The organism is Telmatobacter sp. DSM 110680, from assembly GCF_039994875.1.
Lineage (GTDB): Bacteria > Acidobacteriota > Terriglobia > Terriglobales > Acidobacteriaceae > Telmatobacter.
On the sequence record NZ_CP121196.1, the window covers coordinates 557,910 to 572,272 of the forward strand.

Consider the following 14,363-nt stretch of genomic DNA (forward strand, 5'->3'; position numbering starts at 1 on the left):
AGAAAGGAAGCAAATTCATGAGCGTGAATGAAATCACGGAGACGCGCCAGTACCTGACCTTCAAACTCGGTAACGAGATCTTTGCCACCGATGTGGCCAAGGTGAGGGAGGTTCTGGATTTAACGGCAATTACCCAGATCCCGCGCACACCTGATTTTATGGCGGGCGTTATCAACCTGCGCGGGAGCGTCGTCCCGGTCGTCGACCTGCGGCTGTGTTTCGAGATGACCCGGACGGTGAGTACGCGCAACACCTGCATCGTAGTTGTCGAGGTGATGCTCGACGATGAGCCAACGGTGATCGGAGCGCTGGCCGATTCAGTCGAAGAGGTAATCGACCTCGAGCCGGATCAGATTCAGCCTGCACCCCGCATTGGTACCCAGATCCGCGTCGACTTTATCAAGGGCATGGGCAAACGCGATAACAACTTCATCATGATCCTTGACATCGACCGCGTATTCTCGGCCGACGAACTCACCGCATTCCACGCTCAGGAAAAACCGCCAACCGAAGCCGTAGCGGCGTAAAAAGCTGCAACTGCTCTATAGTTGCGCACGCTTAATGGAGAAAATCTTGGCTCACGTTCATACCGCTGAGGAAGAAGAGCTCTCTTCACGGGACTTTGGGCGCCTGCGGGAACTCATCTATACCGAAACGGGCATCTGCCTGAGCCCGGAGAAGAAAACCATGGTCGAGGTCCGCCTGAAGCGACGGTTGCGGACCTTAAACATGGCGACCTACACCCAGTACTGCGATTTCGTTTTTGGCCGCGAGGGTATGAGGGAAGAACTGGTCTTCCTCATCAACGTCATTACGACCAACAAAACCGACTTCTTTCGTGAACCTCAGCATTTCGAATTCCTCACTCGCACCGCATTACCAGAGCTGGCAGTGAATAGCCGCTCATTGGTCATATGGAGTGCAGGTTGCTCCAGCGGTGAAGAGCCCTACACCCTGGCCATGTTGCTTAGCGAATATGCTGAAGCGCATCCCGGATTTCGCTTCCGCATTCTAGCCTCGGACATCTCAACCGAAGTGCTGGAAAAGGCAGAGATGGGTATCTACTCATCGGAGTGCGTTACCCCCGTTCCACTCACTCTTAAACGCAAATACCTGTTGCGCAGCCGCGATTCTCAATCACCGCGCGTGCGCGTCACGCCAGAACTGCGCAGACTTATCGACTTCCGCCACCTCAACCTCATGGAGTCGGACTACATGCTGGCGCAAAAAGTCGACGCCATCTTCTGCCGCAATGTTCTCATCTACTTCGATCGCGCCACGCAGGAAAACATCTTGTGCAAGCTTGTCGACAACCTCACTCCCTCGGGCTACTTGTTCGTCGGCCACTCCGAGACTCTGCACGATATGGATCTGCCCGTCGTTCCCGTGGCTCCCGCGCTCTACCGGAAAGCTCATGCGCCGCCTCGCACCTGATCTGCCCGAGTTCTATCTCCAGCCTGGTGAATGGCGCATTGTGCGCAGTCCGTCCATTCTCAAAACGGTGCTCGGCTCTTGTGTCAGCGCCACCTTTCATGCGCCCCGCTTGGCCACCTCGGCGATGTGCCATCCTATGCTGCCTACGCACTCCGCCAAACCTCTCGTTCGTCCCGATAAGGACGCCGCGTGCCGCTACGTGGACTATGTGATCCGCGAGATTGCCCATCAATTCGATAGCCTCGGAGCCACGCGCCGCGAAGTGGAAGTAAAACTCTTTGGCGGTGCCGACGTTCTCGCTTCCTCGCGGAAAAACCCAACCGTCGGCTCAATGAATGCCGAGACCGCCTTGCGCGTGCTGCAGGACGAGGGCTTTCAATTGCTCGCATCGCGGCTCGGCGGAAGTTGCGGCATCTTTATCGAATTTCAAACAGGTACAGGAGAGGTTCTCCTGCGCAAGTTATCCGGAATGAGTCTGCCTGCGTTGGCGGAAAGCTGAGAGACGAGGATCACGATGGCCGCAAAGAAGATCCGGGTACTGGTGGTCGACGATTCAGCAGTAGTCCGCCAGGCACTCAGCAACTTGTTGTCTAGTGATCCCGCTATCGAAGTTATGGGCACTGCTTCGGATCCCTTTGTCGCGGCCGATCGCATCGCCGAAGAAATTCCCGATGTCATCACGCTCGATATTGAGATGCCGCGCATGGACGGCCTGACATTTCTTAAAATGATCATGACTCAGCATCCGGTTGCGGTCGTGATCTGTTCGAGCCTCGCGGATGAAGGGGCACAGAGCACCTTGCGCGCGCTCGAATATGGCGCTGTCGATATCATCACCAAGCCCCGCCTGGGAACCCGGCAGTATCTTGAAGATTCGCGCACCTCTATTTGCGATATCGTGAAAGCGGCTGCCGGTGCGCGGCTAGGGAGGCGGTGCGTTGAACATCTCGTTCAGCCCAAGCTAACCGCCGACGTGATTCTGCCGCAGGCCACGCGCGCCATGGATGAGACTACTGAGAAAGTGATCGTCGTCGGCGCATCGACGGGCGGCACCGAAGCTTTGAAGTCCCTGCTCGAAACCCTGCCTCCCGACGCTCCTGGCATCGTGATCGTTCAGCATATGCCGGAACTCTTCACCCGTGCATTCGCAAACCGCCTCGACGGCCTATGTGCCATTACTGTCAAAGAAGCAGAAACCAACGACACCGTCTTGCGCGGTCGGGCCCTTATCGCACCGGGCAATCATCACATGCTGCTTCGTCGCAGCGGCGCGCGCTACTTCGTCGAGATCAAGGATGGTCCGCTCGTCTGCCGGCATCGGCCCTCCGTCGATGTCTTGTTTCGCTCTGCCGCGCGCTATGCTGGCCCCAATGCCGTTGGCGTCATCCTCACCGGCATGGGCGACGATGGAGCACGCGGCATGCTTGAGATGAAACATGCCGGAGCCTTCAACATCGCGCAAGATGAAGCCAGTTCCGTTGTCTTCGGCATGCCCAAGGAGGCGATCAAACTCGATGGAGTCCACAAGGTGCTGCCGCTCGTTCACATTCCTGTCGCCATCCTCAAGCACGGCGCCTGAACGATCCTGCTCAAACAAGGCGATCCAGAAACTGCGTCACTAACTTCGTTTTGCAGAAACAAAAAAAGACCGCCGCACTTCGAGGAGATACGGCGGTCGCTAGCGTTACTTACAACGTCGTTCAATACTTACTCACCGTTCTGATTGCTCTGTGCTGGATGTACTACACGATAGCTCGCGCCTCCATGCGACCACACCAGCAGCAGGATGTCCTTTCCCGCCGGAACAGCGTGCACATCATTGGCAAATTCCTGCGCGTTCTTGACAGATTTGCGGTTCACTTCCTGGATCACATCGCCCGGTGTAAGGCCGGCGTCTTCGGCCGGGCTCGCGGGACGGACGCTGGCGACTGCTGCTCCCTGCACGTTAGACGGGATATTCAGCTGCTGACGCATATCAGGTGTCAGATCGCCAAGCGAAAGGCCCAGTTTTCCGTGCTGCTGCGACCCCTCGCCGTCGTTTTCCGCAACCTGCTTCTCACCCTTGTACTCGCCAACCTTCAGGGTCAAAGTCTCCGGCTTGCCATCGCGAAGAATGCCCAGCTTGATCTCGTTTCCAGGAGCAGTCTGGCTAACTGCCACCTGCAGTTGGCTGCCGTTCCTGATCTTGCTGCCATTCAGTTCGCGCAGCACGTCGCCGCTCTTTAGTCCAGCGCGACTTGCCGGCGAGTCTGGCGTTACGTTGCTGACAATCGCACCCGTCGCATCCGGCAAGTTAAAGAAGTTCGAGTTGTCCGGCGTCACGTCGTTCATGCTGATGCCGAGATACCCGTGGTGCACCGCGCCGTCTTTGATGATGGCCTCGGCAGTCGCCCGCACAATCTGCGAAGGAATCGCGAAGCCTGCGCCCGCGAATGCTCCATTGTTGGTGATGATGAAGGTATTGATGCCCACCAGCTCGCCGCGTGCATTCACCAACGGCCCGCCCGAGTTGCCGGGATTGATCGCCGCATCCGTTTGAATAAAGTCGCCCGGCTTGCGCGCATCATCCGAATAAGGATTCGGCCGATCGAGCGCGCTCACGATTCCACGCGTCACTGAAAACTGGAAGTAGCCAAACGGGCTGCCGAATGCCAGCACTGTTTGCCCAGGATGCAGCTTCGTCGAATCGCCCCACGCGACCGTGGTCAGATTGTTGGCGTTGATTTTAATCACCGCCAGGTCGTTCAGTTTGTCTACGCCTACCACCTTCGCATTGAACACGCGACGGTCATTCAGCGTCACCCGCACCTGAGTGGCTCCATCCACGACGTGGTTATTGGTCACGATGTAGCCGTCGGGAGAGATGATGATGCCACTGCCGATTCCATGCTCGATCTGCGCTTGCGGATTCTGCCCGCGCCCCATCGGCCCGAAAAACCGACGAAACTCCGGAGGAATCGCACCCTGCGGAATCTGCCCGCCGGAATCCTGACCGTCATCCTCGCTCTCCGCATCCTGTCCGGTCAGCTTGGCGGTGACCGCCACATTCACAACCGCCGGCGTTACGCGCGCCGCTACCGCTTCCACTGCGTTATCCAATGCCACCAGCGAAGACACGCTGTTGTCATCCATCGGTAAGCCGCCGCTCAGAGTCGCCGCCGCATGGGCCGTATGTCCGACCAGAAACGCGCCACCGAGCAGGACCGCGGCTGCGGCCCCGATCGGCATTCCAAACTTCTTTACCTTTGTTACTAATGAATTAGTTGATGCAGTCATAACTACCCCTCGCTTCGTTTTTTGAAGTTGAACTTACAGTTGAAACACGAACCAGCCGCCGCGAACCAAACCTGTGACGGGCTGAGTTGACTTTGAATTCGCAGGCACGACGCGCAATATCAATTGCGTAACCGTGTAGTTGCTCGTCTGATTAGGCAACTCGCTGGTTGCTTTTCCCGTTGCGTTGCCGCCATTTTGCGATGGCTGCGGCTGCCCATTCGCAGCGGCCTCTTCGGTGGTCGCAGCCGTGTCGTAATCCGAAATCGACGTGCGGCTGACAGTTCGCACTTCCTGCCACGCTGCCAGAACCACCCACTGCTGCTCGTCGCCGGAATTTACGCGATCGCCAATTGCCTCCGCTTTCGCCATTTGCTGCGAATTGGGCGGAGTGATCGCCTCTGATTTCCTTACCGCGGTAGCGCATTTCTTCGCTTCGTGCCGCATCGCTGCTTGCGGTCGATCACTCTCCGGTACGATAGCCTTCGTCTGCACCGCGTGGAACCCCGCCGGCAAACTCAGCTTTGCCTCCGCACTTTCGCGCGTAAGCATCTCTCTCATCTGCCGCTGCCGCGCTTGCGTCATTGCCAGGTTTCTTTGCTCCGGAACAAACGCCACCAACTGTGGTGCCCGAGCCATCTCCACCGATCCGGCCACTAGCGTGCAACCGACGGCACCCAGCAGTGCTCCCGCTGCAACTCCGGTCAAGTTGCGCTTTTTTAGAAGAATCCCCTGCACCCGATCGACGAGTTCCGACCGCCGATGCCATGCGCCAAGCGACAATGCCTCAGCATGCCGAGTACGTCTTTCGAGACCGCGCTCGGCCAGGCTCGCCAGGCACGCAGCGTACGCTCGCGGCGCATTCGTAATTCGAACCACGCCCTCGTCGCATGCCATCTCACGTTGCTGGCAGAGCCGATGTTCCATCCACGCCATTGCCGGGTTCAGCGGGAATGCCACCAGCCAGAGTTTCTGCACAAGGTTGGTCCAATCATCGCCGCGGCGAAGATGCTCGGCTTCGTGCAACACGATCTGCTCCAGCTCGTCCGGCGTCAATCGCCCGATCAGCCATGCCGGAATCAGAATTCGCGGTGCCAGAAAGCCGATCACGCTCGGCCGGTTCAAGATGTCGGTAGTGCAGATCGTCACCCCCCCGCCGCGTACGTTCTTCAGCGCTGCCGTCAGCGTCGAACTAACGTCCGCTGGCCGCGCAGTCTTCCACAACCGCCGCAGCCGCATCGAGTGCACCACCAGGCTCGCAGCCCGCAATGCAGACGCCGCCACCCAGAGCCCCGCAATCACCAATCCCCATCGCGCATCCAGTCGCAGAAATGGTCCAACCGAATTTCCAGCAACGACCGAACCCGCGACATCAGGTTCACTTCCCGCTGCGAAATGCATCAGCCCCATCAACGGCAATCCAGCCGCCGCACCAAATCCGGCTGCCCAAATCGCAAACCGCTGTGCCGCGGAAATCCGAGGCATCACCCGCAGGCAAATCTCCAGCACGCATGCAATCACCCCGCCCTGCCATAGTGAGGTCACCAACGTCGTACCCATTGCCCGCGCGAATCCCTCCCACGCAGAAGCGACTCCCGCCCAAATCGCCGGAGCCATCATCTCGAGATCGCCGAAAAATGCTGCCACGTGCATCCGCTAGACCTCTTTCACCGCTTCGGGTGCTGTCACGTCAGGGGCTGCATCACGAATCGCTGCCTTCAACCGGTCAAGCTCATCGCGAGAAATATCTTCATCGCCCAACAGTGTTAACAGCAGTTGCTCCCGGGAGTTGCCGAAAAACCGGCTCAACATGTGCTTCACTTCACTCCGACCTGCCTCTTGCTCCTCAACTACCGCCCGATATACGAATGCGCGTCCATCCTGCCGATGCTCCACGTACCCCTTTTGCTCCAGGATCCGGATCGTCGTCAGCACCGAGTTATAAGCCAGCGTCTCCCCCTCGGGGATTGCCGACACCAAGTCGGTCACTGCGGATTCGCCGCGCCGCCAGAGGATCTTCATCAGCCTCAGCTCGGCTTCGGTTAACGTGTTTGATTTCTTGGGAGGCATCCTCTAATCCACTGATTCCATTCGCTAGATCGCTTTGTTTGTCTTTCGTCTACGTGTATATAGACGAACAACTAAAGGATTAGTTATCACAGCTCGAAGACAAATTTCAACCCCCTCCCCGCATCGCAAACTATAGTAGTTAGGTCCGCAGGCTTCCCGGCCCAGTCTCTTCCAGGAGGAGCTCCCATGCCCGCTCTCGCCGATCACGAAATCCATTCCCGCCTTGTCACGGTCCCCGACTGGCAGATCGAAACCGGGGAGCTCGTGCGCACATTCCTCTTCAAGGACTTCCGCGCCTCGCTGGCCTTCGTCAACAAGGTTGGTGACCTCGCTGAAGCGGCCGGCCATCATCCCGACATCGATATCCGCTACAACAAGGTTCGCCTCGCCCTCGTGACTCACGACGCCGGCGGCATCACGCAAAAGGATTTCGACCTCGCCGCCGCGGCAGACAAACTCTGCTAAGCCCGTTTTCGCTCCGCAGACATCATCGGGTGCTGACATCACGAATCTCCTTTACTTCCCGCATACTCACGGTTAACATTCGACGTGACTTAGAACGACTGCGCCTTCCTCTCTCTCCCCCGTTCCAGCGCAATGGGTTCCTAATTCAATCGGCTCCTAAATTAGTTGACTGCACTCCTTTCTCTGATATTCGGGATACGCACGGCTTTCTCAGATCACTTTAGGTGAGAGGTCCGTAACGAGGGCCCGAAAAACAATCCAAGGTGGAGGCCACCGTGACACGTTCAGGACTCGCATCACTTTCTCTCTGCCTAGGCATCGTCACTAGCATTGCGTCAGCCCAGAATTCAACTCCCGCCAAGGTCGACTTCGGCCGCGACGTTCTGCCCATATTCCGTGAGCAATGCGGGGATTGCCATGGCCCTGCCAAGCAGCGCGCGGGAATGCGGCTTGATCGTCGCAGCTCCGTGATGAAGGCTTTCTCTCGACGCGTCGTCCCCGGCAGCAGCGCCAATAGTTTCGTCTATCATCGTCTCATCGGCGATGGATACGGCGCCCAGATGCCTCCCACTGGCGCGCTTCGTCCCGAACAAATCGCCACAGTCAAAGCATGGATCGATCAGGGAGCCGAATGGCCTGACGCGCTCGCGAACGAAGCCGACCTGCCGCCATTCGATCCAAAGGCCATTGCGATGGTCGACGCCCTCCGTGCTGCGGACCTCCCATCCTTCCTTAAAGCCGCCACCGCCGACCCGGCACTGCTCAACGCACGCGGCCCCGAAGGCTCTACGCCATTCATGTATGCGGTGCTCTACACCAATGTGCCCACCTTAGCGCGTCTCTTGAAAATGGGCGCCGACCCCAACAAGCACAATGATGCCAACGCAACCCCCTTAATGTGGGCCGCCACTGACCTCGAGAAGACCCGCCTTTTGCTTGATCACGGCGCGGATGTAAATGCCCGGTCTGATGATATGCGGACGCCGCTCATGATCGCCGCTCGTCGTCCCGGTGGTGCGCCAATCGTCAAACTCCTCCTCGATCACGGTGCCAAAACCAACCCCAATTACCGCCCTGAAAACGAATCTTCACCGCTCATCGAAGGCCTCACCTCCGGCGATCCCCAGGTTGTCGCTATGCTGCTTGATCACGGGGCAGACGCCAAAATGGCCGGGGAAACAGGCCTCACGATGGCCATCGTTTCTCATTGCCCCAGCTGCGTCGATCGCATCCTCCAGCAGGTCACCGACAAAAGCGTCCTCACTGCCTCCCTTGATGACACTGCCGTTCTTGCCGATATGCGCGACGTCCGCACTCTGCTCGATCACGGTGCCGATGCCAACGGCTACGACCCACTGGGCCGTACACCCCTGATGTACGCCGCGATCTCAGACATGCTCCCGGTTGAGACTGTGCAACTTCTCATCGATCGCGGCGCCGACGTAAACGCCATCGACAAACATTCCAAGACAGGCGATGAAGGATTGACTCCTCTCGACATCGCCCGGCACAACGGAGACACTCCGGTCGTCAAATTGCTCCTGAAGGCCGGTGCTAAACCCAGCCCGTTTACTCCGGTTTCGCTTCACATGCGACGCGACAATTCAATCCAGCGCGCCGTCCAGGACACCATTCCTCACCTCCAGCGTGCCGACGTTAACTTCATCACTCAGTCCGGTTGCGTCTCCTGTCATGACAACAGCCTCACCGCCATGACCATGGGTTTATCTCGCAAGCATGGTTTCCAAATCGATGAGAAAACCGCCGCCGCACAGGTACAGGCCAATGCCGACGCTCTGGCCAAGTTGCGTGACCGCATGCACCAGGGCTTCATCGTGCCCACTGAAGACAATTTCAGCGAAGGCATTCTCGCGTACCAGTTGATGGGGCTCGCAGCCGAAGGCTATAAATCCGATCTCAATACCGATACCGCAGCTTTGTACATCCTTAAGCGCCAGCACCCCAATGGCGAGTGGCCCGCGCAACATGCAGACAACCGTCCGCCCATTTGTCTCGACTATATCGGCCAGACTGCGAGAGCCATGCGCGCTCTCCAGCTCTACACGCCCAAGGCCAACGCCGACCAATACCGCAAGTCCATTCATCTTGCCGCGAACTGGATCGCTAACGCGCGGTCCTACAACAACGAAGATCGCAGCTGGCGAGTTGCTGGACTTGCCTGGGCAGGAACCAACAAAACTGCCCTGCAACAAGCCATCGCGGAACTGCTCGCCGCGCAACATCCTGATGGTGGATGGTCTGATCTGCCCACCATGCAAAGCACCGCCTACGCCACGGGAAAAAGTCTAGTGGCGCTTCATCTCGCAGGCCTTCCAGCCTCCAGTCCCTCCTACCAGCGCGGCGTGAAGTGGCTCTTGGACACCCAGCAGGAAGATGGTTCCTGGTACGTGCAGACCCGCGCTCTCGGCTTCCAGCCCTGGTTCGATGCCGGTTTCCCACACGGCCACGATCAATGGATCTCCGCCGCCGGCACAAATTGGGCCGCTATGGCCCTGACCTATGCGTTGCCGCAAAACAGTGCGAAGTCCGCCCCCGTGCGCCGAAAGTCGCCAGGATACCTGAAATACGAGCAAGCCTCCGCAGTCAAACCTGCGGCGGCGTTCCCCGCAATTCCAGCAGCAGAGGCGCAAGCTCGTCACTGAGAGACTTAAAAGTAAAAGTGAAGCTTGAGCGAAGCCAAAGGACTGCTGGTTGGGATTTTCTGCGTGCTGATCGCGCTTATCTGCTTTGCGGCCAGCCTCATGTCCGCTTCACGTGCCACGCGCATGGACCCTTTGCAGGTGTTTAGCGAGGACTAGAATCCGGGGCATGTGATTGACCTCACATCCAGACCCCCGTATAGTAGTTCCAATGAGTCTCTATTCCATGTCGGTCGCTTGTTGCGCATGTTGTTGTGCGCCGCGCCGGACTATGGGATAAGCCACCTCTAAGACTCACTGGAATTCCCCATACCCCGCGCCGCAGTTTCCCTGCAGCCGCGGGTTTTTTATTTGCTCTTAAAAATCTCTGGAGAAACATGACAGCCACTGCCGCCGTCGAGCAAAAAACAATCAACGTCGAAAACCACGACGAGTGCTATCGCGAAGAGCGCTTAAGCCACATCCAGCTTCTCGAGGCTGAGAGCATCCACATTTTTCGCGAGGTCGCCTCCGAGTTCCAGAACCCGGTGATGCTCTATTCAATCGGTAAAGACTCCTCCGTCATGCTCCGCCTCGCGCAGAAGGCCTTCTACCCTTCGCCCATCCCGTTTCCGCTCCTCCATGTCGACACCGGCTACAAGTTTCGAGAGATGCTCGAATTCCGCGATCGCTACACTGCCGAACTCGGCCTCAAGCTCATCGTATGGCGCAACGAAGAGGCCCTGGCTGACGGCGCCAACCCCATCAAGCTTGGCACCCAGCGCTGCTGCGGATACCTCAAGACCCAGGCTCTCTTGGACGGCCTCCGCGCCCACGGCTTCGACGCAGCCTTCGGCGGAGCGCGCCGCGACGAAGAGAAATCTCGCGCCAAGGAGCGCATCTTTTCCTTCCGCGACTCCGCAGGCCAGTGGGATCCCAAAAACCAGCGCCCCGAACTCTGGTCCCTCTTCAACGGCCGCATCGGTCCTGGCGAGAGCATCCGCGTCTTCCCCCTTTCGAATTGGACCGAACTCGACATCTGGCACTACATCCATCTCGAAAAGATTCCCATTGTCCCGCTCTACTTCGCCAAGCCGCGCAAAATGCTCGTCCGCAACGACTCGCTCATCCCTCTAGAACAGCCCTTCATTCAGGGCCTCCCAGGCGAAGAACAGTGGGTCACCTGCCGTCTCCGCTCTCTCGGCTGCAGCCCCTGCACTGGCGCCATCCGCTCTGAGGCGGACACAGTTCCGAAAATCATCGAGGAACTCATGGCCGTCCGCAATTCCGAGCGCGCCAACCGCATCATCGACCACGATCAGGACGGCTCCATGGAACTGAAAAAGCGTGAGGGCTACTTCTGATGGCCACTGTAGAACAGAACATTTTCGAAGTAGTCGATCCCGCGCCAGTAACCTCTTCCGAGTTGCCCATCGAACAGCGCCTGGAAGCCGAACTCGCGAAAGACCTCCTACGCTTCTCTACCGCCGGCAGCGTGGACGACGGCAAGTCCACTCTCATCGGCCGCCTGCTTTACGACTCGCACAACGTCTACGACGACCACATCCGCTCCGTCACCCGCAACGCCGCCATCGACTTCGCCCAGCTCACAGACGGTCTTCGCGCCGAGCGAGAGCAGGGAATAACCATCGACGTTGCCTACCGCTATTTCTCCACGCCGAAACGCAAGTTCATCATCGCCGACACCCCGGGCCACGAGCAGTACACGCGCAATATGGCTACCGGCGCCTCCACCGCCGACGTCGCCATTGTTCTCGTCGACGCTCGCAAAGGAATCCTCGCCCAGACCCGCCGTCACGCCTGCATCGCCGGCCTGCTTGGCATTCCGATAGTTATCGCCGCCATCAACAAGATGGACTTGGTCGACTTCTCTGAAGAAGTCTTCAATCGCCACAGCGCCAGCCTGCAGGGCCTCGCCCGCCAGCTTGACATCGCGCAACTCATCCCGGTCCCCGTCAGTGCCCTCGATGGCGACAATGTGGTCCATCGCAGCACCCGCATGCCGTTCTACACCGGCCCCAGTATTCTCGAACTGCTCGAGACCCTGCCTCTTGCAATCGAACGCACACAGGCAACTTTCCGGTTGCCTATCCAGCGCGTCGTCCGTCCCCATCAGGATTTCCGCGGCTTCGCCGGACAAATCACTGCCGGTTTCATCCATCCGGGCGATGAAGTTCTCGCGCTCCCCAGCGGACGCCGCTCCCGTGTTCGCACTGTCTCTACCTTCGACGGCGATCTTGCGCAGGCTCGCACGCCCCAATCCGTCGTCCTCACCCTTGAAGACGAAATCGACCTCAGTCGCGGCGACATGATCTCCTCCGTCGCAGCGCCGCCGCGCAAAACTACCCGCGTCGAGGCCACAGTTGTCTGGATGCACTCCAAACCCCTGCGCCCCGGCGCAACCTACCTGCTCAAGCACTCCACCCAGACCGTTCGCGCCACCATCACCGAGCTTCGTTCCCGCATCGACGTTGAGCACCTCGCCGAAAACTCCGCTTCCCAGCTTGCGCTCAACGACATCGGTCACGTCGTCATCGAAACCAGCCGACCCTTGCTTGCCGATCTCTACCGCGAAAGCCGCTCGACCGGAAGTCTCATCCTCATCGACGCCACCGACAACACCACGGCCGGCGCCGGCATGATCCGCGCCATCGAAGACGCATCCGACACAATCGATACACATGCAACCGCAGGGTTGCTCAACATAGGTAGCCGTGCCGATCTTGCAGCTCAAATCGAGCAGACTCTGCTAGCGGAAGGCGCTATCGTCCTCCGCACCCACTCCCCAGCATCTTCTCAACTCGCAACATTTGCCCGTCTCGGCGCATTCGTGATCCTTGAGTCTGATCAACTCGTGCCCATCACCTTCACGCGCGCCGACAGCACGATCGCCAGGCCTCTTGCCTGCGACTCCGAATCCATCCAGAAAACACTCACTGAAATCCACCGCCTCGCTTCAATCGCCACAGGAGAAGACGACAATGACAACGGCCTCGGCATCTGACGCTCTAGCCCTTACCGCATCGAGCTTCCTTCGTGAGAACCTCGAGCACGCGCAGCGCGCCTGCATCACCTCGAGCTTCCAGGCTGAAGACGTCGCCGTGCTCCACATGGTGCTCCAGCATCAGCCGCAAATCCCGGTCATCTTTCTCGAAACCGGCTACCACTTTCCGGAAACTCTCGCTTATCGCGATCGCATCGCCGCCGAGTGGAATCTGAACCTTGTCAACGTTGAGGCCGAGCAGTCTGTCGCCGAACAGGAGTCGCAATTCGGCATCCTCAACCAGACCGCTCCCGACCGCTGCTGCGGCCTGCGCAAGGTCGAGCCGCTCTTCCGCGCTCTGGGTGCGTACACCACATGGGTCACCGGCCTGCGCCGCCAGCAGTCCAAGTCGCGTGCCAACCTGCAGCCGCACGAGTTCTTCACCCTGCCCACCGGCAAGATCCTCGCTAAGCTAAGCCCTCTCACCGAGTGGACCACGCGCGACGTGTGGCAATACGCCGAGCAGCATTCCATTCCGCTGCTTCCGCTCTACGAACAGGGATACACGTCCATCGGTTGCGCACCGTGCACCAGCCTGCCCTTCGACGAAAACGACCCACGCTCGGGCCGCTGGTCCGGCCGCAAACTCGAGTGCGGCATCCACCTGCAGGCTCACTGATCCAGCTTCACTTACTGAGAGAAGATCGCCATGGAACTCCTCCTCGGATTCGCAATCGCAGCGCTCATCGCCATCACCGGCGTCGGCGCCGGTACGCTCATCGCGCCCTTGCTTATCCTGTTTCTCCATGTACCCGTAGCAGAAGCCGTCGGCACAGCACTCGCCTACTCCGCCGCCGTCAAGTTGGTCGTCGTCCCCGTTCAGATTTGGCGCCGCCAAGTTGAATGGCGCACTCTCGCCGTCATCCTTGCCACCGGAATCCCAGGCGTCGCCATCGGCTCGCTCATCTTCCAGCGCGCTGCCCACAACTCTGCCAACAATCTCTGGCTCTTCCTCGCCCTCGGCATCATGATCGCCGTCTCGTCAGCGTGGCACATCTTCCGCCACTTCCGTCCCGCCGCTGAACCAGCGCAGCGCACTAACTCCCCGAAGTGGCTCGCCTTCGTCATGCTCCCCATCGGCGCTGAAGTTGGATTTTCCTCCTCCGGCGCAGGAGCACTCGGCACTCTCGCCCTCCTCGGTCTCACCCCCCTCGACGCTCGCCGCATCGTCGGCACCGACCTGGCCTTCGGCCTCTGCCTCTCGCTCATCGGCGGTACACTCCATCTTCAAAGCGCCGGTCTCAATTCAGCATTACTCATCAATCTCATTGTCGGCGGTATCCTCGGCGCACTCGTCGGAACCGGTCTCGCCTCGCGCATCCCCGTCCGCACCATGCGCCTCGCGCTCTCCCTTTGGCTCTTCGTTATGGGCATCCAACTCTGCTGGCACGCCCTCGCCTAAATACAGAAACTAGAGA

Annotated in this window: 14 protein-coding genes; 11 read left to right on the top strand and 3 right to left on the bottom strand. The window is 59.0% G+C overall.

Features of this window, described 5'->3' with window-relative positions; all coding sequences use genetic code 11:
* Positions 1-17 precede the first annotated feature (17 nt).
* Genes P8935_RS02245 through P8935_RS02260 form a run of 4 tightly spaced genes read left to right on the top strand, consistent with a single transcriptional unit; the run spans position 18 to position 3,013 of the window.
* Positions 18-527, top strand: a complete 510-nt coding sequence (locus tag P8935_RS02245) for a chemotaxis protein CheW (protein WP_348263384.1) — start codon at positions 18-20, stop codon at positions 525-527.
* Between the two features lie 46 nt (positions 528-573).
* Positions 574-1,434, top strand: coding sequence for a protein-glutamate O-methyltransferase CheR (locus tag P8935_RS02250; RefSeq protein WP_348263385.1), 861 nt, complete (start codon positions 574-576; stop codon positions 1,432-1,434).
* Positions 1,415-1,933, top strand: coding sequence for a chemotaxis protein CheD (locus tag P8935_RS02255; protein ID WP_348263386.1), 519 nt, complete (start codon positions 1,415-1,417; stop codon positions 1,931-1,933). The genes P8935_RS02250 and P8935_RS02255 overlap by 20 nt, the downstream gene beginning before the upstream one ends.
* Before the next feature lie 15 nt (positions 1,934-1,948).
* Positions 1,949-3,013 carry a chemotaxis response regulator protein-glutamate methylesterase gene (locus P8935_RS02260; protein WP_348263387.1) on the top strand — a complete coding sequence of 355 codons (1,065 nt, stop codon included), beginning with the start codon at positions 1,949-1,951 and terminating at the stop codon, positions 3,011-3,013.
* Positions 3,014-3,141: 128 nt separating this feature from the next.
* Here the strand turns inward: P8935_RS02260 and P8935_RS02265 are convergent, their stop codons facing one another.
* Genes P8935_RS02265 through P8935_RS02275 form a run of 3 tightly spaced genes read right to left on the bottom strand, consistent with a single transcriptional unit; the run spans position 3,142 to position 6,777 of the window.
* Positions 3,142-4,710, bottom strand: coding sequence for a trypsin-like peptidase domain-containing protein (locus P8935_RS02265; protein WP_348263388.1), 1,569 nt, complete (start codon positions 4,708-4,710; stop codon positions 3,142-3,144).
* Between the two features lie 33 nt (positions 4,711-4,743).
* Positions 4,744-6,354 (bottom strand): M56 family metallopeptidase, encoded by a 1,611-nt coding sequence (locus P8935_RS02270; protein WP_348263389.1) that lies wholly within the window; start codon positions 6,352-6,354, stop codon positions 4,744-4,746.
* A 9-nt stretch (positions 6,355-6,363) separates the two neighbouring features.
* Positions 6,364-6,777, bottom strand: a complete 414-nt coding sequence (locus P8935_RS02275; protein ID WP_348263390.1) for a BlaI/MecI/CopY family transcriptional regulator — start codon at positions 6,775-6,777, stop codon at positions 6,364-6,366.
* Between the two features lie 186 nt (positions 6,778-6,963).
* Here P8935_RS02275 and P8935_RS02280 point away from each other — a divergent pair, with 186 nt between their 5' ends.
* From P8935_RS02280 to P8935_RS02310, 7 genes are all read left to right on the top strand, one after another.
* Positions 6,964-7,242, top strand: coding sequence for a 4a-hydroxytetrahydrobiopterin dehydratase (locus P8935_RS02280; protein ID WP_348263391.1), 279 nt, complete (start codon positions 6,964-6,966; stop codon positions 7,240-7,242).
* A gap of 275 nt (positions 7,243-7,517) precedes the next feature.
* The gene (locus P8935_RS02285) at positions 7,518-9,905 is read left to right on the top strand and encodes an ankyrin repeat domain-containing protein (protein ID WP_348263392.1); all 2,388 of its coding nucleotides are present in this window, start codon (positions 7,518-7,520) and stop codon (positions 9,903-9,905) included.
* Positions 9,906-9,929: 24 nt separating this feature from the next.
* Positions 9,930-10,061: a hypothetical protein gene (locus P8935_RS02290; RefSeq protein ID WP_348263393.1), complete on the top strand. Its 132-nt coding sequence runs from the start codon at positions 9,930-9,932 to the stop codon at positions 10,059-10,061.
* Between the two features lie 218 nt (positions 10,062-10,279).
* Positions 10,280-11,245: a sulfate adenylyltransferase subunit CysD gene (gene cysD / locus P8935_RS02295; protein WP_348263394.1), complete on the top strand. Its 966-nt coding sequence runs from the start codon at positions 10,280-10,282 to the stop codon at positions 11,243-11,245.
* Complete coding sequence (locus tag P8935_RS02300) at positions 11,245-12,906, top strand: GTP-binding protein (protein WP_348263395.1); 1,662 nt, start codon at positions 11,245-11,247, stop codon at positions 12,904-12,906. Before cysD ends, P8935_RS02300 begins: the two co-directional genes overlap by 1 nt.
* The gene (locus tag P8935_RS02305) at positions 12,884-13,564 is read left to right on the top strand and encodes a phosphoadenylyl-sulfate reductase (protein ID WP_348263396.1); all 681 of its coding nucleotides are present in this window, start codon (positions 12,884-12,886) and stop codon (positions 13,562-13,564) included. Before P8935_RS02300 ends, P8935_RS02305 begins: the two co-directional genes overlap by 23 nt.
* A 30-nt stretch (positions 13,565-13,594) precedes the next feature.
* Positions 13,595-14,347, top strand: a complete 753-nt coding sequence (locus P8935_RS02310; protein ID WP_348263397.1) for a sulfite exporter TauE/SafE family protein — start codon at positions 13,595-13,597, stop codon at positions 14,345-14,347.
* Positions 14,348-14,363 lie beyond the last annotated feature (16 nt).